17 protein-coding genes are annotated in these 24,505 nt (G+C 50.8%); 13 read left to right on the top strand and 4 right to left on the bottom strand.

Features of this window, described 5'->3' with window-relative positions; translation table 11 throughout:
- The first annotated feature begins 186 nt into the window (after nt 1-186).
- On the top strand, nt 187-2,700 hold the full coding sequence (locus HRU73_RS06960) for a TonB-dependent siderophore receptor (RefSeq protein WP_287398239.1): 2,514 nt from the start codon (nt 187-189) through the stop codon (nt 2,698-2,700).
- Nucleotides 2,701-2,792: 92 nt separating this feature from the next.
- Nucleotides 2,793-4,010 carry a sialidase family protein gene (locus HRU73_RS06955; protein WP_287398238.1) on the top strand — a complete coding sequence of 406 codons (1,218 nt, stop codon included), beginning with the start codon at nt 2,793-2,795 and terminating at the stop codon, nt 4,008-4,010.
- 24 nt (nt 4,011-4,034) lie between these two features.
- Here HRU73_RS06955 and HRU73_RS06950 read toward each other — a convergent pair whose 3' ends face one another.
- Nucleotides 4,035-4,226: a hypothetical protein gene (locus HRU73_RS06950; protein WP_287398237.1), complete on the bottom strand. Its 192-nt coding sequence runs from the start codon at nt 4,224-4,226 to the stop codon at nt 4,035-4,037.
- A 225-nt stretch (nt 4,227-4,451) separates the two neighbouring features.
- Between HRU73_RS06950 and HRU73_RS06945 the strand changes: the two genes are divergently transcribed.
- The 6 genes from HRU73_RS06945 (at nt 4,452) to HRU73_RS06920 (ending at nt 13,477) form a co-directional block, all read left to right on the top strand.
- On the top strand, nt 4,452-5,768 hold the full coding sequence (locus HRU73_RS06945; protein ID WP_287398236.1) for a PepSY-associated TM helix domain-containing protein: 1,317 nt from the start codon (nt 4,452-4,454) through the stop codon (nt 5,766-5,768).
- Between the two features lie 15 nt (nt 5,769-5,783).
- Nucleotides 5,784-7,199: an efflux transporter outer membrane subunit gene (locus HRU73_RS06940; protein WP_011111168.1), complete on the top strand. Its 1,416-nt coding sequence runs from the start codon at nt 5,784-5,786 to the stop codon at nt 7,197-7,199.
- 198 nt (nt 7,200-7,397) lie between these two features.
- Complete coding sequence (locus HRU73_RS06935; protein WP_287398235.1) at nt 7,398-8,636, top strand: efflux RND transporter periplasmic adaptor subunit; 1,239 nt, start codon at nt 7,398-7,400, stop codon at nt 8,634-8,636.
- Nucleotides 8,633-11,755 (top strand): efflux RND transporter permease subunit, encoded by a 3,123-nt coding sequence (locus HRU73_RS06930; RefSeq protein WP_287398234.1) that lies wholly within the window; start codon nt 8,633-8,635, stop codon nt 11,753-11,755. Before HRU73_RS06935 ends, HRU73_RS06930 begins: the two co-directional genes overlap by 4 nt.
- Before the next feature lie 169 nt (nt 11,756-11,924).
- Nucleotides 11,925-12,425: an RNA polymerase sigma factor gene (locus HRU73_RS06925; protein WP_011111171.1), complete on the top strand. Its 501-nt coding sequence runs from the start codon at nt 11,925-11,927 to the stop codon at nt 12,423-12,425.
- 68 nt (nt 12,426-12,493) lie between these two features.
- Nucleotides 12,494-13,477, top strand: a complete 984-nt coding sequence (locus HRU73_RS06920) for a FecR family protein (RefSeq protein WP_287398233.1) — start codon at nt 12,494-12,496, stop codon at nt 13,475-13,477.
- Between the two features lie 111 nt (nt 13,478-13,588).
- On the opposite strand, the gene HRU73_RS06915 is transcribed toward HRU73_RS06920, so the two are convergent.
- The 3 genes from HRU73_RS06915 to HRU73_RS06905 form a co-directional block, all read right to left on the bottom strand.
- Nucleotides 13,589-14,212 (bottom strand): hypothetical protein, encoded by a 624-nt coding sequence (locus HRU73_RS06915; RefSeq protein WP_011111173.1) that lies wholly within the window; start codon nt 14,210-14,212, stop codon nt 13,589-13,591.
- A gap of 20 nt (nt 14,213-14,232) precedes the next feature.
- Nucleotides 14,233-14,973 carry a HupE/UreJ family protein gene (locus tag HRU73_RS06910; RefSeq protein WP_287398232.1) on the bottom strand — a complete coding sequence of 247 codons (741 nt, stop codon included), beginning with the start codon at nt 14,971-14,973 and terminating at the stop codon, nt 14,233-14,235.
- A 402-nt stretch (nt 14,974-15,375) separates the two neighbouring features.
- Nucleotides 15,376-15,510, bottom strand: a complete 135-nt coding sequence (locus HRU73_RS06905; protein ID WP_256335805.1) for a hypothetical protein — start codon at nt 15,508-15,510, stop codon at nt 15,376-15,378.
- 955 nt (nt 15,511-16,465) lie between these two features.
- Here HRU73_RS06905 and HRU73_RS06900 point away from each other — a divergent pair.
- From HRU73_RS06900 to HRU73_RS06880, 5 genes are all read left to right on the top strand, one after another.
- Nucleotides 16,466-18,829, top strand: coding sequence for a TonB-dependent siderophore receptor (locus HRU73_RS06900; protein WP_287398230.1), 2,364 nt, complete (start codon nt 16,466-16,468; stop codon nt 18,827-18,829).
- A 223-nt stretch (nt 18,830-19,052) separates the two neighbouring features.
- Entirely contained in the window at nt 19,053-19,586 is a 534-nt protein-coding gene (locus HRU73_RS06895) for an RNA polymerase sigma factor (protein WP_234989017.1), read from the top strand.
- Nucleotides 19,587-19,652: 66 nt separating this feature from the next.
- Nucleotides 19,653-20,603: a FecR family protein gene (locus tag HRU73_RS06890; RefSeq protein ID WP_287398228.1), complete on the top strand. Its 951-nt coding sequence runs from the start codon at nt 19,653-19,655 to the stop codon at nt 20,601-20,603.
- A 131-nt stretch (nt 20,604-20,734) separates the two neighbouring features.
- Nucleotides 20,735-23,083: a TonB-dependent siderophore receptor gene (locus HRU73_RS06885; protein ID WP_287398227.1), complete on the top strand. Its 2,349-nt coding sequence runs from the start codon at nt 20,735-20,737 to the stop codon at nt 23,081-23,083.
- A gap of 2 nt (nt 23,084-23,085) precedes the next feature.
- Complete coding sequence (locus tag HRU73_RS06880; RefSeq protein WP_287398226.1) at nt 23,086-24,318, top strand: PepSY-associated TM helix domain-containing protein; 1,233 nt, start codon at nt 23,086-23,088, stop codon at nt 24,316-24,318.
- Nucleotides 24,319-24,505 lie beyond the last annotated feature (187 nt).

Raw genomic sequence — 24,505 nt, 5'->3', positions numbered from 1 at the left:
TCGGCCGGGTGTTTTGCCAGAGATCGGCTGAAATATATACCTATGTGCCACTTCCTGCTTTCTGGATCGCCACGTGATTGACCGTGGTGAATTTAAAAATCACGTAATCAGCACTACCCGGTTTTCCGGCTCGTGTCTCATGGATAACAGAAGCACATTTTTACCGACCAGACACAGGGAGTTTTCATGATTATAAAAATAATTTCGTTATATCACGGCTTTTTGTTTGGATTGGTGCTGGCTGCCGGCCTGTTCATCTCGGCCAATGTTACTGCGCGGTCTGCCGTCACTCAGCAAACGATTGCAATCGATATTGCCGCACAACCCCTCGAACAGGCGATCACGCAGCTTGCCACTCAGGCAGGTTTGCTCATCGGCGTTGATGTCAGTCTGGTTGCAGGCAAACAGGCTCCGGCACTGAATGGGCGTTTTACTCCCCTGCAGGCGATCGGGCAACTGCTCAAAGGCAGCGGACTCACCGTAGTCGAAAATGCCCCCGGGCGCTACACACTGGAAGCTGCCCCCGCAGGGCACACGAACAGTAATGCAGAGGCAGTGACTTTGCCGGAAATGAAAATAACCAGCGTGATCGATCCTGATGCGCCGGATAACCCAAGTTACCAGAAAACAAAAGCTTTTTCAGCCACAAAAACCGATACATCGATCATGGAAACACCATTTTCAGTGCAGGTAGTGCCTCGTGCCGTCATGGATGACCAGAAATCGACCAAAGTGAAGGATGCGCTGGAAAACGTCAGCGGTGTGCGCCCTCAGCCATCGTTAGGTGGCGGTGGCGGCTTCATCATTCGCGGCTTTAGAACCGGGAATATTTACCGCAACGGGTTGTTAACAAGTGAAGGTGGTTTTGGAGATTTCGACGCCAGCAATCTGGACAGCATTGAAGTATTGAAAGGCCCTGCGCAATTGTACGGGCGTACCGAGCCGGGTGGATTGATCAGCGTTATCACCAAAAGGGGACTGGAAACCCCCTATTATTCGGTGGAACAGCAATTTGGCTCTTATGATTATTTCCGGACACAATGGGATGCAGGCGGGCCCGTTACGGAGGACAAAAAATTGCTGTACCGGTTTTCGGGTGCCTATCAAAGCAACAATTCGTTCCGTGATTTCATTTCCGGGGACAGGAAAGTATTCAATCCCAGCCTTACCTGGCGGCCAACGGATGCTACCGATGTGACGATTGACATCGAAGGTACCGAGAAATTTGCTTCTGCTGACTTTGGTATTCCGGTGATCGGCAATCGCCCCGCGCCGATTCCGATCAGTCGTAATCTGGGCGATCCCAACACGCCGACAGGTGATCAATCGAGTGTGAAGGTCGGCTCCGAAATCAACCATCGTTTCAGTGAAAATTGGGCAATACACCACCGCTTTCTGGCCAGTCTGGCTGATGGCATCACTACCTTCGTGAATCCTGCGCCCGCGTTCAACGCGGCCGCTGCATTGAACCCGGCTACCGGACTGTTGCAACGTAATATCTTTGGCCAAAGCAGTGAACAGGAACATTATGCAACCAATCTGGATGTTACCGGCAAATTTGACCTAGGGTTCAGTCGTCATCAAGTATTGGTAGGATTTGATTTTTACCGCACCTATAACAAATATGGCGCAAGGGGTATTTGGAAAACGGCCGATCCGGCACTTGCTATCAATATTTACAATCCTTACCCCAGCTATGGAATTCCACAATCCAGTTTTGATGCTGCCGTCATTAACTCTGAGACTTTCGGTACAGCACCTAATATAGGCACTCACGCCGTGATCTATAACAATTGGTATGGCGTTTATTTCCAGGATCAGGTCACCTTGTGGGACAAATTGCATATCATGGGTGGCGGTCGCTATGACTGGGCGGAAACCGGGCGCGGCAACAGCAATAACTTCGATACAGCAGATTCTCTGGTCAAGCCAAATATCCGTAAAGATCAGGGTTTCAGTCCCAAGGCCGGCATTTTGTACGAGCCCTGGAAAGAACTCAGCATCTACGGTAGCTGGACTACATCATTCGGCGCCAATAACGCACCGGCGGCCGACGGAAGAACTTTCGATCCGCAAACTGCAGAGCAATTCGAAGCTGGTGTCAAAACCCAACTGTTTGACCGCCGTTTGACAGGAACACTGGCGTATTACCATCTGACCAAAGACAATATTCTGGTCAACGACCTGTCAACAGCCGACCCGTTCGACAAGATCGCCAACAAGCAGCGCAGCCAGGGGATCGAACTGGACATATCGGGTTATATAACAGACAGCTTTAGCGTGATCGCCAGTTACGCCTTTACTGACACCCGCATCCTCAAAGACTATTCTGGCGCTACAGCGGGCAATCGGCTTGCCAATGTGCCTAAACATGCTGGCAGTGTCTGGCTGCGATACGATGTGAAAAAATTCGCTCCACTCAACGGTTTGAGTTTCGGTTTGGGTGTTTTCGCAGCTGGAAAGCGGGAGGGGGATGTCCAGAATACCTTCCAGTTACCGGGCTATGCCCGCCTGGATGCATTTGCCGCCTACCGGATGAAGCTCGGCCCGACCCGTCTGACCGCGCAGATCAATGCACGGAATATTCTTGACAAACGCTACTACGAATCGACTGATCCTGATAGTAATGTCGCGCCCCGGCTGGGTGTCTATCCCGGTGCTCCGCTGACCATTCTGGGTTCCTTGCGTCTTGAATATTGAGCCTGGGTAATTCAACAAATTGGGCAGGATGTCATCCTGTGAAGGTAATGATCCCATCGCGATCATTCATTTTATTTTGGAGGACGAAAGAAATGACGAGTCAAAACACGTTGACAAAAATTTTCCCGGTCGGGTTGCTCGTATGGTTCTGCTGGTCACTGCCAGTGAGTGCAGAAACTGGCCAGCCCGGGTTTCCAATACAAGAAATCACCGTTCCGACCAGTGAAGAGAGTAAGCAGCATCATTTGGCGAAAACAGCTGATGGCCGCCTGATCCTCAGCTGGGTCGAAAGCGACGGGCAAAACAGCACAGTCCGTTTTGCCATTCGCGAGGGGCAGGGCTGGTCGCCTGTACGTACCGTGACCTCAGTCGACGGCAAGCTGGGTGACCCGCCCGTTGTATTCGGTCTCGACGATGGCAGTCTGGCGGCTGCCTGGATGCCCTATGTCAAAGGCGGAAAAAGCAAATATGCAGCAGACATTTTCCTGGCTCGTTCGCAGGATGGTGGCTTGACGTGGAGCGAGGCGTTCAAACCTTATGGCGAATCGGCACGTATCTACGATGCGCAAATGTCGCTGACGGCGTTGCCAAATGCCCGTATCGCGCTGGTCTGGACCGATATGCGCGAGACAGGTGATCCCGGGAAAAACGATCGCTATCAACTGATGGCCACTGTGCTTGCGAAGGGGCAACAATCGGCAGGCACGGAGCTGAGGCTGGATGATGATATTTGCTCCTGTTGCCGTGCATCTACCACTGCTGAAGGAGAGAGCCTGTTAACGGTTTACCGCGATCATAGCCAGGGCGAAATACGTGATACCGGCGCTGTGCGCTGGGATACAGACGGCAAGGTGCAAGCACTCTCTGCCCCGGGTGATGGCTGGCGTATCGAAGGTTGCCCAAGCAATGGCCCGGCGGTTGATATGTCCGCTTCGTCGGTAGCCTTAGCCTGGTTTTCCGCTGCTGACGATAAAGGCCGTTTCAAAGTTGCTTTTTCCACAGACGGTGGTAAAGGTTTCACTAAACCGTTCGAAGTCGATGACGATGCCAGAGGTTATGTCAACGTAGCGTTGCTGAGCACCAATGTTGCGCTGGTCAGCTGGCGCAAGAGAGCGGGGCCGGAAGATGAACTTCGTATTGCGAAAGTGACAACGGATGGTATCAGCCGGCAAACCGCTATTTATCAGGGAGATTTTCCGGGTTGGCCCAGTAAATATCCGGGCATGATAGTCCTCGATCACCAGGCTTTCGTTGCCTGGACTGATCCGATAAAGAAAAAAGTGCGCCTTGTCGCGGTAACGCTTGATTAGCATGGCAGGCTGGGGTTCGCACGCTCATCCCAATCTGTATTTTTTTATGATGCGGCCCCTGGCCGCTGCAGCCTTTTTCAGTGTTTCTTTGCGTATCCGCCTGCCTGCTTCGATCTGGGTATAGCCAGCTTGTGTGATACCCATGTGGCTGACCATTTCTCTCCGAGTCGCTCCATATCGCAGCGCGGCTCGTGATGACAATGAGCTGTGTGCCATTTCCCTCATGATTCAAAAATCAGCTACCCGATTTTTGGGCTCGCGTGTCATGGTTAATAGGAACACATTTTCTGTTCAGTGACGGGAGGTTCCTGTGACTGCAGGAACAGAAGTACTCAGCCTGCAATCAGGCTGTCAGGCCGTGTTTCTGAAATTTATTACAACCATGTCCGGTTTCAGCTGACTCAAACGTCTTATATAGAGAAGAGATCGATGAAGACTTCAATGATGCTTTTATTCCGTAATCCGTTTTCAGGGCTTAGAAAAATGGTACCGACACGTTCTTTTTGGGTTTGGCTGCACCGCTGGGCCGGGCTGATCATGGCCGCTTTTCTGATCATCGTGGGAGCGACGGGCAGTCTGCTGGCGTTTTATCCCGAACTGGAACGCCTGATCAATCCCCATATTTACCCCAGGCAAGTTCTGGAGAAAAAACTGGATATGGCGACGCTTGCGGAACTGGCGGAGCATCGGGTGCCTGCCGGCAGAGTGAATGGGGTGCTGATGGAGGCCAATCAGGAAGCTACTCTGATCTCCATGGATGCCCGTCCGGATAATGCCGATCCACCGAACAAGCTTGGATTTGATCAGATGATCGTCGATCCGTATACCGGTGAAGAGCTGGCTCGCCGCCAGTTTGGCGAGATTTCGGAAGGCATGATCAATTTCATGCCCTTCATTTACAAACTGCATTATGCGCTGGCGCTAGGCAAGTTCGGGTTATGGGTATTGGGGATTTGTGCTCTGATCTGGACGATCGATTGTTTCGTCGCGTTTTATCTGACCCTGCCGCAGCGACGCAGATCCGTGACCGCATCCGCACCCGCATCCGGTAATCATGGCAACTGGTGGCGGCGCTGGCAGCCGGCCTGGAAGATTCGCTGGCACTCGGGCAGCTACAAGCTCAATTTCGATCTGCACCGTGCCAGCGGATTATGGCTATGGCCGGTTCTGCTCATTTTTGCCTGGTCCAGCGTCTACATGAATTTGTGGGATACGGTCTATACCTGGACAACCCGGGCTGTGATGGAATACAAGGCACCCTGGACAGAGTTTTCAAAACGGGAAATTCCTCTGGCAGAACCTGGAGTGGATTGGCGGCAGGCTCAGCGCATTGGCGAACAGTTGATGAGTGAGCAGGCGAACAAGCATGGTTTTGCGGTCGAGCAGGTTATTGCCCTGAGACTGGATCGTGGAAACGGTACTTATCAGTACATCGTGCGCAGTTCAAAAGAGATCCAGGATCGGCGCGGCAGAACGAGCGTATTTTTTGATGCTGATACGGGTGAACTCAAACTGGCACTGCTGGCGAGCGGCCAATACAGCGGCAATACCGTGACGAATTGGCTTTTTGCGCTGCACATGGCCAATGTATTTGGATTGCCGTACCGTATTTTTGTCTGTGTGCTCGGCCTGGTTATTGTCATGCTGTCAGTAACCGGCATCATCATCTGGATCAGGAAACGGGCAGCGCGCCTCAGCCCGAAAAATCATCAGTACGATTCGCGCTACCTGAGGCCATCGGTACATCGCGATTCATAGTCATCCGGAGAGAAAATGCCGATCCGTCTCAAACCGGCTGCGGTGCTTGGCTTTGTGATGTTTGTCAGCGGCTGTCATACAGCACCGGAACGGCAGGCAAACAGGCTTGATGTTTCTGTACCTTCTGTGTGGAGTGCTTCTGCAAATACTTTTCCTCTTGCCGGGCAAAAATGGGTGGAATCGTTCGACGATCCGGTGCTGTATTCGCTGGTCGAACAGGCTTTGACCAGCAACTTCGATTTGAAGACAGCAGTGGCACGTGTCGATGCCGCTATTGCACAGGCACGTATCGATGGCGCCGCACTCTGGCCTCAGCTCTCATTTGCACCGGGATACCAGTATACGCAGGTGCGCAGTGCCGGTTTTGGTTCGGCGCAATACAGTGTATTCGAAGCCTTGTTCAATCTGAGCTGGGAAGCGGATATCTGGGGGCGCATCCGTTCATTCAGGGAAGCAGCCCGACAGGAAGTGGAAGCAACCAACGCTGATTTTCAGGCAGCACGGCTATCGCTTGCTGCACGTGTTGCGCAGAATTATTTTGCATTACTGGAAGCGAAGCTTCAGGCTCAGGTGGCAGAACAATCTGTTGCGGATCGCGGCACGATTGCCAGTCTGGTACAAGGGCGTTTCGAACGGGGTCTGGTGCGTGCGCTGGAGGTGCGCCTGGTGTTGACCGATCTGGCCCAAGCCAGATCACAGCTCGCTGCCGCCAGAAACCAGGTGCAGCTTGTAACCCGTCAACTGGAAATTCTGCTGGGAGATTATCCTGACGGTTCATTGCCTCAAATCGACGATACGGTTACCGCTTTATCCGGTTCAACGATCCGGCAGGCTCTGCCTGTTCCTCCATCACAACTCCCTGCCGGACTGCCTGCTGAACTGCTGACCAGACGCCCTGATCTGATCGCCTCATTTGCACGGCTGCGCGCAGCTGATGCACGGCTGGAAAGTACCAGCAAGCTGCTATTACCGCGCATTACGCTGACAGCAGCGGGAGGGACACGTGACAGTGCGTTGACCGACCTGATCGATCCACGATCGGTCGTCTGGAATCTGTTTGCCGGAGCGGTACAACCATTGTTCACCGGTGGGCGTATCCGTGGAAGTATTCAATTGAACGAGGCCTATGTGGAAGAAGCCTTCAACCGGTATCAGGATGTGGCGCTGAATGCCTTCCGTGAAGTCGAGCAGGCACTGGCAGCAGAAGAATGGTTACGTGCACAGGAAAAAGAATTACGTGAAGCCGTGCAGCAGACTGAAGCCGGTCAGGAACTGGCGCTGTATTCCTATCGCCAGGGGTTCATCCAGATTCTGACATTGCTGGACAGCTATCGCAGTACGCTGAATGCGCAGAGTGCTCATCTGGCTGTCAGGCGGCAACTGTTGAACAACCGTGTCAATCTCTATCTCGCTCTTGGGGGCAGTATTTGAGCACCCATGAAAAATGATCTTGAGTACGATAAAAGATACGTTATCTATCATTGAGTTACTGATTTTATTGCCGTGGCATGTCCGGTTCTGGCTGGCTAAAACGTCATAGAAGAAAAGGTTCCAAAACTACAACTCCATTCAAACTTCTGTTTGATCATCTGCAGTGTTGTTTCCCGGTAAAAGAATAAAAACAAAATTGTGAGCTTACGTCGTCAAATCCGGATTGCCACCCTGGTTTTCCTTATGGGTGGATTGGCAGCCTGGCTGCTCATTCAATTCCCGCCTGAAAATGGCAAACAGGAAGAAACACTGACACCGCCCATTGTTCGGGTTGCTCAAGTGGAAATGCAATCGAAGCGTTTACATGTCCATTCACAAGGACAGGTCGTCGCGCATACCGAAATCGATCTGGTGACAGAGGTTTCCGGCCGGATCATCGATACCTCGCCCGTTTTTGTCAGTGGTGGATATTTCAATAAAGGGGATGTGCTGGTCACCATCGATCCGGCTGATTATGACCTGCGTGTGGCACAGGCACAGGCACAAGTCAGGGAGGCACGTCATTTACTGATGCGTGAAGAAGCGGAAGCAGCCCAGGCTCATGATGAATGGAAGCATCTGGGCCAGGGTGATCCCGGTCCACTCAGCCAGCATATTCCGCAGCTGCAGGAAATGCGTGCGAAACTGGCTGCTGCAGAAGCTGCACTCAAATATGCCAGACAGCTCAGACAACGTACCCGGATTCGTGCCCCGTTTGACGGGCGCGTGCGCAACCACAATACCGGTATCGGGCAGTATGTCACGCAGGGTAATGTACTGGGAGTGATCTACAGCAGCGACTATGCAGAAGTCCGGTTGCCGGTTAGTACCCGGGATCTGGCGTTCATCGATGTACCCGATACATTGGTTGCGGATGAAGAGAATTCAAAGCGAATGCCGCGGGTGGTACTGGCAGCGGAATACCAGGGAGAAAAACGATTCTGGCACGGGCGGATCGTACGCAGCGAAGGCGTGATCGATCGAAATACCGGTATGCTGATGCTGGTTGCGCGGATCTCGGATCCATTTCTGCGGACATCCTCTTCACCGCAATCCGGTGAGGATCGCTTATCCAGGCTGACCAATACCACAGCGCTGCCAGTTGGTCTGTTCGTCGAAGCCCTGATCCAGGGGCGTCGATTCGACCGGCTGGTGATTCTGCCGACCAGTGTCGTGTTCAAGGATGATCAGGTAGCCGTTGTCGATCAGCAGGATCGATTGCATTTGCGTACGGTTAAGCTGCTGAAACGTGAGCGTGAGCAGGTCATCATTCAGTCCGGGCTCAATGCCGGGGAACGAGTGTTGGTATCTGGTTTGCTGCAGCCGATGGAAGGATTGCAGGTCAAACCTGAATGGTTGAACACGAATGACCAGGCCAGTGGTGACAGTCATCCATGAAACTGATCATCTGGTTTGTCAAGAATCCGGTGGCTGCCAATCTGCTGATGATCCTGATCATCGTCGGTGGAATCGTGGGATTGATCACTGCAGACCGTTATGTCTATCCGCCGGAGCCGCGTCACCAGCTCCAGATCACTACCATTTACGACGGAGCAGGGCCAGGTGAGGTCGAGCAGGCGATCTGTATTCCGATCGAGCATGCGGTTCATGATCTGCAGGGAGTCAGGCATTTGCACGTTGAGGCGAAGCAGTCGCTTTGCCGTGTACTGGTAGAATTTGATCCGGCTGTCGATGCCACTCGGCTGCAGGCGGAAGTGCAGGCACGTTTGGAAGCCGTGACAGTGTTTCCCGAGGATGCAGATAAACCGGTGATCCGTGAATTGAAAACAGGCCCGCAGGCGATCATTGCCACAGTACGCGGTATGGCTGATCTGCGTACGTTACAGCATTACCGTGATCGATTGCATATTCGGTTGAGCACTCATCCGGATATCGGTCAAATTCTGCTCTTTCCGGAAATACCGTATGAAGTATCAATCGAGATCACCAGAGAAGATTTACGGCGCTACGGCTTCAGCTTCGATGAAATTGCTGAAATGATTCGTGCTGTTTCCGGCAATATCTCAGCAGGGGAATTAAAGAATACCGATGGCAGGTTATTGATCAGAAGCCAGGCACAGGCCATGACGACAGAGGATTTTGCTGCCATCCGCCTGCGATCGGACCGGCAGGGCATGCAACTGAAACTTGGCGATATCGCACATATCACTGAGACCGTACGTGACCAGAGCATGCTGGTCAGATCGGATGGTCTGCCGGCAATGGAAATCCTGATCTGGCCACGAAACCAGCTGGGGAAAACGGTAGATGCGGTAAATCAGGTCATTACCGCATTTCACTCCGAACTGCCCGCCGACGTCGAAGTGATCACCTGGGACGACTGGTCCAAGTATTACGATGAGAATATGTCGATGCTGAGAGGCAACGCCATCTCCGGCTTCATCCTGATATTCGTCGTACTGGCACTGGTTCTGGATATGCGATTGGCGTTATGGGTCAGTGCAGGCATTCTGATTTCGGTTTTCGGTGCCTTCTGGTGGATACCGATTCTGGGTATTTCCCTGAATGTCTACACCATTACCGCGTTGATTCTGATTCTGAGTGTGGTGGTGGATGATGCTATCATCGTTGGTGAGCATATCTATCTGCTTCAACAGCGGGGTCAGTCTGGTATATCCGGTGCCATCGGTGGTGTACGCGCGATGGCACCGCTGGTTGTGCCCATGGTATTGACTACCGTGATTGCATTTACGCCAGGATTGCTGCTGCCGGGGTTGACCGGACATCTGCTGTACAACATTTCTGCAGTGGCGATCCTGGCGCTGCTGTTTTCCATGACGGAAACGCTGCTGATTCTGCCTGCCCACCTGGCCGGGCAGAATCCAAAGGATCCAGACGCTGCAACCGGGATCATGCCTCATTTTCTGAGATATGCGATGGCAACGCTCAAGGAGCAGGTGGATAACGGATTGCGCTGGTTGACCGGATGTTATACGCGCGCTTTGCACCTTGCACTGCAGTGGCGTTATATCGTGATCGCCGGCTTTACGGCAGCATTACTGCTGATTGCTGCGCTGGTCATATCAGGGCGCATCACCAGTGTGCTGGACAGGCCGGTAGATGACTATTATCTGAATGTCATGCTTAAATTTCCGGCCGGCACTGCATCGGAAGAAGTCGAGCGACAGCTGTTGCGGCTGAAGCATATCGCCCATGAAATCCGGACTGAACTGAATCAGGAATATTATCGTGATGGTTCTGTCATGAATGGTGACAGTGTTCGTCATGTGTTCATGTTCAGTAATGACAACGTGGCGAGTGTCAATCTTGAACTGGCCATCGATGAATGTATCCGTGGCCAGATAGACGATATCAAACAGCAGTGGCGGGAACGTTTTGGTCCGTTACCGGCTGGCACGGATTTGACCATCCAGAGTTTCTGGCCGCGCGATCTCGGTGTATCGGCAGAGGGGCCACCCAAGGCGATCGAATGGGTGCTGACAGCGCCGGATACCACGTTGCAGAATGCGGCCGGGGAAATACTGAAGCATAAGCTGGCTGCCTATGTCGGGGTGCACAGTGTCACCAGCTCGATGCAGCCCGGCAAACCTGAGCTGCATCTCGAACTGAAACCTGCCGCTGCCTTCTACGGCCTGACGATGCGTGACCTGAGTGAACAGGTACGACATGGCTTTTTCGGGCTCGAAGTGCAGCGGTACTATCACGAACACGATGAAATCCGTGTCATGCTGCGTTTCCCGCAGGAAGACCGGCAAGCACTGGAGCAGCTGCAGACTATGCCGATCAGATTACCTGGCGGGAACAGCGTACCGTTTGGCACAATTGCCCGGGCGGAATATCAGTCCGGGTTCGCCAGTATTCAACGTACCGATCGGGAACGTATTCAACTGATTGGCGCGGAAGTCTATCAGGATCAGGTGGATGTCGAATCCATCCTGGCCGATATGCGTGTGCATGTGATCCCGCAACTGAAAGCGCAATTTCCCGGGCTGGACATCAAGCCAGGCGAATCCCGGCAGAAACAGGAAGAAGTGATGTCGGATCTGTGGCTGTACGGAGTCCTAGCACTGTTTGGAATGTATGCGTTGCTTGCGATCCCGTTGCGTTCCTATGCCCAGCCATTGATCATCATGCTGACTGTTCCTTTTGGTTTCATCGGAGCAGTGGTCGGTCATCTGCTGTTCCGGATTCCACTTTCACTGGAGTCGTACTTTGCACTGTTTGCCGTGAGCGGGATTGTCATCAATGACAGTCTGGTTCTGATTGCACAGATCAATAAAAATCTGCAACAGAAAATATCTGTCATAAGAGCTGCGGTGGCAGCAGGTAAATCACGTTTCCGCGCCATATTGCTGATGAATGTCACGACCCTTGCAGGCTTGTTACCCCAGCTCAGTTCACAGGGTTACGATGCGGAAAAAATCATGCCGATGGCTGTCACCATTGCATTTGGCATGCTCTTCACGTTTTTCGTCACGCTGTTTCTGGTACCGGCTGTGTGTGTCGTATTCAACAAAAATATTCAAAGCGGTTAGGGAGCCCTGAAAGGGCGAATCGATCCGGGCTGCTATTCCCTGCCATGATGAGGTTCCTCAAGCATTTCGTAACCGCCGGATTTCCGGGTGCGACAATTTGTCACATTCTTCAGCCCGGAGAAAGACAGTATGATGAGCGCAGTTTTTAGCCAGGTATGCCCTACTGTTCATGACAATTACCTATTCCGGCGATGAACTGTTTCTTCAACTGCGCGGTGATCTGCTGAATTATCTGTGTCGCAAGCTGAGCAAAGATGAAGCAGCCGATATACTTCAGGAAATCTATCTGCGATGGCGCAGGCAGGATATCTCGAGTATTGAAAACCCGCGCGCCTTCCTGTTTACTGTTGCGCTCAATCTGATCCGGGATCAGGCACGCCGGCAGGCGCATGTGCAAACCTACGCCAATACCATGCAACACCTGTTTCAGGATAAACCTGCGGATTATGATCTGGCACAGCATTGTGACGAACGCAGACAAATAGAATACCTGCAGCAGGCTCTGGATCAGTTGCCGGAAAATGTGCGCCATGCTTTTCTTCTTTTTCGTCTCGATGGTTTGACATTTGCTGAAATCGCACTGCAGATGGGCATTTCAAGCAAATCCGTGGCACGCTACATTCAGCACGCCAGCGAGCACTGCCTGACTGCTCTTGCGCAATATCGGTGATAATACTCTACTGATCATTTCGATCCTGTGAAGTAATCAGCATTTATCAAAATGCTCCGGAGTGCAGTATGCACCTATCAAACAGTCCGAATTCGCATGACCCTGATGCACAGGCACGATCCTGGTTCGCACGGCAGCAGGGCCAGACTTTGTCGGAAGCGGAACAGCAGCAACTGGCTGAATGGCTGGCTGCCAATCCACTGCATCAGGATGCCTGGCGGCGTGTGGAGGAGGACTGGCTGGCAATCGACCGTTATCGTCATGCACTGAATGATGAGTTGAAAAAGGCACGCCGTAACCGCCCCGGACAGCATAAAGCGGCCTTTCAACTTAAACGACGGGCGGCAGCCGCAGCTCTGTTGCTGGCAGTATGCATTCCTGTGCTGTATCAGGGCATGACCGGAACGACAACATACTGGAACACCTTGAAAGGTGAACAGCAGCAGATCACCCTGGCCGGTGGCTCCACTCTGAATCTGGATACTGCAACGCGTATCACTGTCACGCAGAACTGGTTCACACATCATATTCAGCTGCATGAAGGTGAAATCTATCTGGAGACGGCATCATCCGACTGGCATACTTTGAGAGTGAGTGCGGAGCATTACGAAATTCGTGATATCGGCACACGTTTTTCGGTCAGGTATATCCCTGATCAGTTCATGGTCGAAGTTGCTGAAGGTACGGTTGAAGTAAAAAAACAGGGACAGCTGGTGTTACTGCAAGCGGGTGAAGTACTTTCCATCATTACCGGCAGTAATGAATGGAGGCTGGCGGCACTGCCGGCAGGGGATATCGCTCACTGGCGCAAAGGTCTGCTGGTATTCAATGCACACCGGCTGCATGACGTATTACACGAAATCGCACGCTATCATACGGTTCAATTCGATCTGACCGATCCCGCCATTGGCGAGATACAGGTCAGCGGTCGTTTCAAGCTCGATGAGCTCGATACCAATCTGCAAATCATCGCCGATACACTGAAAATCAATATCGAACACCCGGCACCCGGCCGTTACAGGCTGGGCGCCTTGCGGCAATCAACACGCTGAGGGACACACACGCATTCACCGAAGTATCATGCTGTGTGTGCCGTATATCGATCACGAGTCGGAAAGTAGCCGGGATTATTTACTATCAGTTCATCCCGGCCCTCGTATCTGTTATTTGAAATGTCTGATACGGGTATATTCTCCTTCAGTTTTGAGCGTAATCGTCATCGGGGTGGATGTCCGGTTTCGCCAGAACCACCCATGATCACCGTCAAAAGCTGCTTCTAAGACTCCTTCCCGCATTTGTCCGGTCCCCTTGCTGTAACTGTGGTAGTTGATCTTCAGTTCTTTTGAATCTCCATGCTGATCAAAAACAGCTGTTCCACCATTAGTCCGCCAAACGTAGTGAACTTTACTTCCCTTTGTCATCGTCACCTTGATCTCAGTACCTTGATTTGGGGCAAGCGTTATCTTTTTTTCATGACTCATCTCTGATTTTGGAGCAAGCGGCAGAGATTCTGTTACTGCTGTTACCGCTTCAGATAATTCGATCTGCAGGCTGGCAGCCGCATTCGCCCGATCTGCAGTTGCTTCCTCTGTCAGAGAAACTTTGATTTCTCCCATTCTTTTCAGACCGGTGATTTCACCGAAACCGGTTGGATCGATACCGTATTCCGCAGGCATTACAACAGTGACGAGTAAAAATATCGCAGTCAGTAATGCAATGACGGTAGATCTGATCAATCTGCCGGTTGAGGGTATCTCATGAGTTGAAGGTATGTTTGCGTTATACATAATTTTTCCTGTAAGAATAATCAGATAGTGCTGAATAAAATGAAATGGCCTGTAATCTGGTATCCCATCAAGAGGAAGCCGAGCATCATCATGAATGTATTGGTGTTATAGGCGTGGTTCATGAATTTTCCGGATTTCCTCCAATATGCAATTGCGATCAGAATGGCCGCCAGTGCCAGAATTTGTCCGATCTCGACACCGATATTGAAGAAAATGAGATTTGGCAGGAGTCCATCAGCCGGTAATTCGTACTCCAGGATTTTGGTGGCAAGGCCAAAACCATGAAACAGTCCGAAGATAAAAGTGGCAATCTTTGTATCAGGCTGAAAACCCAACCAGCGCTGAAAGGCTCCCATATTGTCCAGAGATTTGTAAACGATGGAAAATCCGATGATTGCATCGATCAGGTAAGGGCTGACAGCAACCTCAAACAGAACACCGGATAACAGCGTAATGACATGGCCGGCAGCGAACAGCGTGACATAAATACAGATGTCCTTCAGTCGATACAAAAAGAAAATCACACCCAGCAGAAAAAGCAGATGATCGTAACCGGTCATCATATGTTTTGCGCCGAGATAAATAAAAGGTATCGGCAATATGCCGGTACTTTCCAGAATATAGCCCTTGTCACCCTCGGTGACACCATGCGCAGTAACATCAGAAGTAACTCCAAAAATTACCGCGATAAAAAGAGCCTTCATACATAAACAAGTCAACACGCCATGCTCCACAGGAGATGACATTTTCATTTCAGTCATGCAAATTGTCTCCATGAATTACAGTCCGTGGATCCGGAATTTCCGTAAACCACAGCGATGGAACGGGTGCTGCAACAGTACTGGTTCTGTCAGGAATATAGCCTTTCCCCTGTCAAGTATCCGAGACAATGATTACCAGATGAAACCGGTAATACTGAGACAGGACATACAACAGACTGAAATCGCACTGGCGCTGACTGAGCCGTCAGCACACCCGATTGTGAAATTAGTACCTGATTTCTAAAGAAGCGGTATTTCGAGGAGGGCGGAACGGTAAATCAAGAGTTGATTCAGGAATGCCGGCAGGAAAGAATCCGGGGATATTTTCCTTTCCCGGGAGAGATGGAATAATCGGTAGCAAGATAAAATAGAAAGGCTGAAACTGCCCGGCTGCATGCAGGATTAAATGATCTGTGAAATCCGGATCGTTATCGAGGGTTTCGTCATGATGCTGATGAAACCCTGTATCTGCTGCGTGATCATGGTACGAATGATGATGATCGAATCTATGCGATACATGGAAATGATCAAGCTCATGTTTGAAGATTTCCTGATGGAATGACCAGGCAACTGCATTTGTCAATAAACTGACAAACAGTATCAGAAGAATAAAATTGTCGGTCATATATCTCTTGCCCATGGCAGCAAAACTGTATACACACCCGATCAGATCGTCAACTTTTCTGATCTGATAAAAGGTGGTTTGATGATTGCACTGATTTTTCCTGAAAATCACACTGAAAACAGCTGACCAAATCCTGACGACAGTGGACGAAAAGTGACATAAAAACAATGGCAGGAGAAGTAGAAAAAAAACGCCTGTCGATTTATAAAAAGACTATAAAAGGACAGGCAGAAGTAGAGGAGGGAAGCAATTACTTACCGGTGAGCACACTTTCATCCAGACAAGATCCGAAAGAAAAACCTGCATTCTTTCTCATGAATCTATATTCATATTGCAGATATGAATCCGGATATCAGAGGTGGTACAGATAATGAGCCAATTATGTTCTCAAACATCCTGTTTGAGAATGTGACATATTGTCGCATCGCTTATTTGGCGCGGATTTTGGCTGAAAAGAAGTGCAAAATTCGAGTTGAAATGTATCGAGATAGGAACGGTCAGCTAAGCTGACCGTTCCTTTTCACATCATCCGGCATGCGAGTTCACAATCGCTGCACGGGCGAACGGAGAACATCCTGCTCGCTTCATGTCCCGGTTTTAAAATGTGCAATGTGGTAAGAAACTGCACCTAAGCAGGTGCCTCATTTCTGTTTGGCCTGTACGATATCTTCTGATATACCCTGATAACTCTTTGAAAATCATACATATACACATAGAAAAAGCTCAGAGACTTCAGTAACGCTGCTGTATGCAAAGGCGGGCATGATGTAAAGGTGTCCGCAAATCTGTTTGTCCACTTTTTCCGATCCGTGCGTCCTGTAAGTAGCAAAAGATCAGAACGATCAACTTACAGGGAGTACGTCGAAAATGCAGCACTATCTGTCAATCATGATTTTAATTCTGCTGTTGCCGGTTGCTCATGCCCAGACCGGGGCAGCAGGAAGCACTTCAACGGCAATCAACTGGCATCTGTCAGCCCAGCCTTTGAGCACAGCATTGCAGCAACTGGCTGAACACAGCAATACCAGTATCATGTTTGATGCAGCAACTGTCCGTAACATTCAGGCTCCATCCCTCCGTGGCCAGTACACGCCGCAGGAAGCATTGGGAAAACTATTGTCCGGCAGCGGCCTGCAGGCCGAGGAAACGGCACCCGGCAGATTCAGTATCGTACAGGCAGCAACAACCGTACAGCAGTTACCGGAAATGACGGTAACGGGTGCTCCTGATCCGGATTCACCATACAGTACGCAATATAAAGTACCGGATACGACGACGGCGACCAGGACGAAAACGCCGATCATGGAAACACCGATGTCCATTCAGGTAGTGCCCAAGTCAGCCATGAACGACCAGCAAGCGATCACGTTGCAGCAGGCATTGAATAATGTCAGTGGCGTTTTTCACGGGGTTGGTCAAGGTGGGGTGGAATATTTTAATGTCCGTGGCTTTAATACTTGGGATTACTATCGAGAAGGTGTGCGGTTTACATCTGCACTAACACAGACTGGTTACCGGGAAGTGGCCAATCTGGAAAGGATAGAAGTCCTCAAGGGGCCGGCTTCGATTCTGTATGGTCGGATCGAGCCGGGGGGAATGGTCAATCTGGTGCCGAAAACACCACAAGCCACGCCGTATTATTCATTACAGCAACAATTCGGCTCATATAACCTGTTTCGTACCACACTGGATGCTACGGGTGGGTTGAATCACGATAGCTCGCTGCTGTACCGTCTGAATTTTGCCTATGAAGATAAAGGTTCATTCCGTCAGTTTGTTGACAATCACCACTTCTTTGTCGCGCCAGTGGTCCAGTGGCGTATTTCAGATCGCACTCAAATTACTGCTGAAATGGAATATAAAACAGGAAAATATACGAATGATTACGGGTTTCCTGCGATTGGTAATCGGCCTGCCAACTTGCCGATCAATCGTAGTTTGGGTGAACCGTTTAGTGGTGCTAAATATGATGAAATTATGGCGGGATTCAACTGGTCGCATGCATTTAATGACAACTGGGAAATAAAACACCGTTTCTATCTGCAACGCACTGACGAAGACGGTCATGTTGCCTTCCCGACAGCATTACGAGCAGATAACCGTACTCTCGATCGTTCTTATTCGGGATATAGAAACAATAAAGTAGAAACTTATACTACCAATGTAGATTTGACCGGCCATATCGATACCTGGGGTATCAAACATACGTTGCTGATGGGTGGCGATTATTTTAATTATAGAAACTATGGCCTCTTCTTTGGTAACTCAAATTTTCCGTCCATTGATATTTTTAATCCGGTACATAGTGGCACACCTGTTCGGGATCCGGCTAATGACAGTCCTTATGGCAGAAGAGATGACTGGTTTGGTCTGTATTTCCAGGACCAGATAAAATTACCCTATAACGTGCATGTGCTGGCAGGTTTCCGCTACGACAATGCCGAGATAAAAAACATATCCGGAAGGAAAAGCGCGCAGGATAAAATTTCACCGCGTGTTGGCGTGTTATGGCAGCCGATTCCAGCTCTTTCATTTTACGGCAATTATATCGAGAATTTCGGCGCTCCAAATTTAGGCGTAAGCGGATTGGATGGGCAACCACCTGCAGCTGAAACAGCACAACAATGGGAAGCCGGGATAAAAACAGAATTTTTTGACGGACGTTTTAGTGCAACACTTGCCTGGTTCCAGCTCACCAAACAAAACATTGCAACCCCTCACCCTGATCCACAACTGGCGCTGCAGAGAATTTCAGTATTGACCGGAGAGGCGCGCAATCAAGGCGTTGAATTCGATATTACGGGGGAAATATTGCCGGGGTGGAATGTCATCGCTAACTATACTTTTATCGATTCGGAAATAACCAAAACCAATAACAATATGCAGTTGGGTAACCGCTTCCCGAATGTACCCGAACACGCCGGTAATATCTGGACTACTTATGCCTTTCAGAATGAAACCTTGCGAGGGTTGAAAATTGGTGGCGGTGTGACGCTCAGAGGAAAACGTGAAGGCAATCCGGAAAATGATTTTCAGATGCCTGGTTATGCAGTTTTTAACCTGATGACGAGTTATGCAATGAAAATGGGTAAAACCCGGGTGACGGCACAGTTGAATGTCAATAATCTGTTCAATGAGGAATATTTCCCCGGTAGTGGTGGATTCAATCGTGCGCGTATCTTTGTAGGTACACCACGTGTATTCCTGGGCTCGCTCCGGGTCGAGTATTAACCAGAAGATTGTGGCGGATCACCTTACAGGTATCCGCCAGGACTACACATCTGATGACAGGTTGAATTTCGATACATCAGCCGCTTTCGGGTGATTCTCATGGCAGCCTCATGCTTTACATGGCAATCCGGCAACGGATGGAGGTTATGATGAAAGCATGCCAGAAGGCCTTTCTCTGCGACAATTTGTCGCATTCCACCCTTATGGCAAACACAGCATAATCATGCTCTTTTTAGCCCATTATGCCTTGCTGTCCATGACCACCAGTTGTACCAATGATGAACTGTTCCTCCAGTTACGTAATGACTTGCTGAATTTTCTGTATCGCAAGGTGGGGAGAGATGAAGCAGCTGATATGGTCCAGGAAGTTTATCTGCGCTGGCGTAAACAGGATGTTTCATCCATCGAGAATCCTCGCGCATTTTTGTTTACGGTTGCGCTCAACCTGATTCGTGACAGCTCACGCCAGCAAATTCGTGTGGACAAACATACCACCGAAATACAGAACTTCTTTGAAATCGGCAATGCTGCGGACGATCCGGCACGACGTTATGACGGCCAAAGACAACTGGCAAGTTTGCTGCACGCATTGAATCAGCTACCGGAACCGGTAGGCCATGCATTTCTCCTGTTTCGTTACGATGGCATGACTCATGCACAAATTGCCAAACAACTGGGCGTTTCCAGCAAAACAGTGGAACGCTATATTCAGCGTGCAGGTGAACATTGTCTGGCTATACTGGCAGAGTATCGGTGATAATCATCTTTTGTCGATCATGCCTGTCCTGAATGTCCTGTGGTTAAAAGCGCAGGAGAAAATTGCATGCCCGAATCTTTTCATGATGATATCGATGCAACGGCTCGTCACTGGTTTATCCGCCAGCAGGGCCGTGCACTTTCCGCAGAGGAGCAGCGCGCCCTGACGGACTGGCTTGCAGCCAGTCCGGATCACCGTACAGCCTGGACACGTGCAGAAGAGGACTGGCAATCGCTGGGCCGTTTTCGTACGGATCTGTCCGGCGAACTGAACAAGGCACGCCATTATCGTCCTCGTCATCACTCTCCCCGCTACCTCAAATGGGCCGCTGCAGTACTGGTGCTGATAGCACTTCCCATACTCTACCGCGCATCGGCCGGTATCCCCCAGCATTGGCAAACGGCAACGGGTGAGCGGCAGCACGTCACACTTGCCGATGGCAGCCAATTGAGTCTGGATACAGCAACGCGCGTAACCATCACTCAAAGCTGGTTCCAACGCCTTATTCAACTGCAGGAGGGAGAAATCTATCTGGAGGTGGTGCCCGACTGGCGTCCGCTGCAGGTAACAGCTGCCGATACACGAATTCGTGATATCGGTACCCGTTTCTCCGTACGCGATACGCCAGAAAAATTTACCGTACAAGTGGAAGAAGGCGCCGTGGAAATCATCCGCCAGGATAAACATCTCGTACTGCATGCCGGAGAAACCGTGACCCGCCATCCGGCAACTGATCGATGGCAACTAGCTACCGTGCAGGGAGACATTGCAAACTGGCGTCAGGGCATACTGGTATTCGACCAGCATCGATTGCCGGAAGTGCTGCAGGAACTGGCACGTTATCATGCCGTTCGATTCGATCTGGCCGACCCTGCTCTGGGAAGGAAACAGATCAGCGGGCGTTTCCGGCTTGACGAGCTCGATACCACCTTGCGCATCATTGCTGAAACGCTGAATCTGAACATCGAACACCCAACACCCGACCGGTACCTGTTGAGCGCAGCGCAGAAACAGTAAACGAAGCAGCAGTCGCCGGACACACCTCGTTCACTTTCCGGCACCATCATTAAAAATCTCTTCTGACTGACGGTTTACTGCAATCTGGTTCGTCCTATGTAAGGAAGAACATTCTTACTCAGGGAGAAACTATGCTTCGTTCAGGCCTTTTCTTGGCTGTCGTCATGCTCGCCAGCCCCATCGTGCAGGCACAAATATCCGCTACACAGCAACAGCCAGCATTACCGCTTGCTGCAGCTTTGCAACAACTGGCTGTCCGGCACAATCTCAGTATCGTATTCGATGCAGAAATCGTGAAAGATAAACAAGCTTCACCGTTATCCGAGGATCTTTCCATCCGGGAAGCACTCGATACTCTGCTGAACGGCAGCGGCCTGCGGGCCAAAGAAATCGCACCGGGCCGTTACAGTATCGTAAAGGCGACAACAGGAGCAATGCAGCAGACATTACCGGAAATGACAGTAACGGGTGCTCCTGACTCGGATTCGCCGTACAGCACCCAATATAGAGTCCCTGAAGCAACAACAGCCACTAAAACTCAAACGCCGATCATGGAAACACCGATGTCGATACAGGTGGTCCCTAAATCAGTGATGAACGATCAGCAGGCGATTACGCTGGAACAATCGCTAAGCAACGTCAGTGGTGTTTTTCCGGGGCTCGGATTCAACGGGGTCGAAACTTTTAATCTCCGCGGTTTTAATACCTGGGATTATTACCGTAACGGTGTACGGTTTCAGTCCGCACTATCACAGACCGGTAACCGGGAAGTGGCCAATCTGGAAAGAATTGAAGTATTGAAGGGGCCGGCATCGATTCTGTTCGGTCGGATCGAGCCTGGGGGAATGATCAATCTGGTGCCGAAAACACCGCAAGCCACACCATATTATTCATTACAGCAACAATTCGGCTCATACAACCTGTTTCGTACCACACTGGACGCCACCAGCAGCCTGAATCAGGATAATTCACTGTTGTACCGCCTGAACTTTGCCTATGACAATGAGGGCTCATTCCGGGAGTTTGTGAATAGTCATCATTTCTTCGTGGCGCCGGTGCTGCAATGGCGTATTTCCGACCGTACCCAGATCACTGCTGAAATGGAATATAAAACAGGGAAATATGCGCATGATTACGGTTTTCCTGCGATCGGCAATCGCCCGGCCAACTTGCCGGTCAATCGTCAACTGGGCGAGTCATTTAATAGTGCCAAATTTGATGAAATTACAGCCGGATTCCACTGGTCGCACGCATTCAATGATAATTGGGAGATAAAACACCGCTTCTATCTGCAGCGCACCGATGAAGACGATAATGTTGCCCTGCCGTTGGAATTACGCGCTGACAACCGCACGCTGGACCGGTTTTTTGCCGGATTCAGAAACAACAAAATAGAAACGTATACTACCAATGTAGATTTGACCGGCCATATCGATACCTGGGGTATCAAACATACGTTGTTGATGGGGGGTGATTACTATAATTTTAGAAATCACGGCCTTATGATTGACAACTTTAATTTTCCGTCGATTGATATTTTCAATCCGGTACATAGTGGCGTGGCTGTGCGCGATCCTGCAGATGACATCCCCTATGACACAAAAGAAGACTGGTTTGGTCTGTATTTCCAGGATCAGATAAAACTGCCTTATAACGTGCATGTACTGGCAGGTTTTCGCTACGACAATGCCGAGATAAAAGACAACATATCCGGGAGGGAAAGCGCGCAGGATAGAATTTCACCGCGTGTTGGCGTGTTATGGCAGCCGATTCCAGCTCTTTCGTTTTATGGCAATTATGTCGAGAATTTCGGCGCTCCAAATTTATATGGAAGCGGATTGGACGGACAGCCACTTCCAGCCGAAACGGCCCAGCAATGGGAAGCTGGGGTTAAAACAGAACTTTTTGATGGACGTTTCAGCGCCACGCTAGCCTGGTTCCAGCTCACCAAGCAAAACATTGCAACCCTTCACCCCGATCCACAACTGGCGCTACAGAGAATTTCAGTATTGACCGGAGAGGCGCGTAATGAAGGTATAGAACTGGATATTACCGGTGAGCTCTTGCCTGGCTGGAACGTCATTGCCAATTACACCTATATCGATTCGGAAATTGCTAAAACCAATGATAATACGTTGGGCAATCGCTTTCCGAATGTACCCAAACATGCCGGTAATATCTGGACCACTTATGCCTTTCAGAATGAAACCTTACGTGGATTGAAAGTTGGCGGGGGCGTAACGCTCAGAGGCAAGCGTGAAGGCAATTTGGAGAACGATTATCAAATGCCTGGTTATGCCGTATTCAACCTGATGACCAGCTACGGCATGAAGGTGGGCAAAACCCGGGTGACTGCACAGTTGAATGTCAACAATCTCTTCAATGAGGAATATTTCCCCAGCAGTGGTGGATTTGGCCGCACGCGTATTGCTGTAGGTACGCCACGTGTATTCCTGGGCTCGTTGCGGGTTGAGTATTAACCATGTCTTCCGAGTCAGCGCATCAACATGCTGCAGGGGGGGATGAAGAGCGCGGTACATTACCGCGGCGTTCGTGGCGCCAGCTCTGGCTGAGCATCCACCTTTATCTGGGGTTGTTCATCGGTGCGCTGCTGGTCATTCTGGGGCTTACCGGCAGCATCGCGGTGTTTTGGGCCGAGATCGATGAGTGGTTGAATCCGGAGCTGCTGACTGTCACGGTGCCTGAGCAGAAAAACCTGGCACCAGGCGCACCTGCTTATCAATCACTGGACGAGATCATTCGTGTGGCCAGACAGGCGGCCGCTCCGGATAGCCGGATCACAACTGTTTATGGTGCACGCAACAGCGAAGCGGTCTATGCCGTCTATGCCAGTCAGCCATCCGGCGCCTGGCAGCGTATTTATGTCGATCCTTATCGCGCGCGGGTAACCGGGGTACGCAGCTATGGCGCAAATGAGTGGATACCCAATTACTTCATGGATGCCATCTTCCAGCTCCATTTCAGTCTGTTGCTGGGTATGAACGGGCAAACGCTGATGGCTGTCTGCGCACTGCTGTTGCTGGTATCCCTGATCACCGGGTTGATCGTCTGGTGGCCAACATCGGGACAATGGCGCAAGGCGTTGACCATCAAGCGCGGTGCCGGCCCGGTGCGTTTCAACTTCGATTTGCACAAAACACTTTCACTTTACCTCTTTCCGGTATTGGGTGCGGTGCTGCTGTCCGGGGTGTTCATGAACCTCAACGAGCCGTTCGTGTGGGTGACTCAACTGTTCTCACCTGCAACCCGGCAATCACAACACACACTCACATCAATCCCTATTACGGGTATACCCTCGATCGGGGCTGAGCACGCATGGGCCATTGCCACCGAACACTACCCGGACGGTAAGTTTGGCGGCATGTTCATGCCCGGGAATACCGAAGGCGTCTACATCGTGACCCAGAAGCATGTGCCGAAGTTGAGTGCGTTCTGGTCGGAGCGGCAAATCGCGATCGATCAGTACAGCGGCGAGATACTGGACGTGCGTGCGCCGGATGCGCGCCGCAGTGCGGGGGAAACCTTTCTGGAATGGCAATGGCCGCTGCACTCGGGCCAGGCGTTCGGCTGGCCCGGACGCATCCTCATCTTCCTGTGCGGACTGGCTTGCCCGGTCATTTACGCCACAGGCGTCATCCGCTGGTTGCAGAAGCGGCGGGCGAAGGTGAGGAGCCCCCGGCACCCAATCCGGTGAGCTCGGGTTCAATCAATGGATTCTCGATTCCTACACCGGCGAGGAACCGGGGCGTTGCCATTTTTGCGTTAAAAGTTGGCTCAAAATGCTCATTTATCACGTATAAACTTCGCTTTCTCACCGATTTTTGCCTTGAACTGGCTGCTTCGCTAACATTTTTCAGAGGTTCCTAAGCATCAAAAAAAGA

It is taken from the genome of Nitrosomonas sp. H1_AOB3 (genome assembly GCF_015709435.1).
Taxonomy (GTDB): domain Bacteria; phylum Pseudomonadota; class Gammaproteobacteria; order Burkholderiales; family Nitrosomonadaceae; genus Nitrosomonas; species Nitrosomonas europaea.
This window is presented reverse-complemented; position numbering and strand designations above follow the sequence as displayed.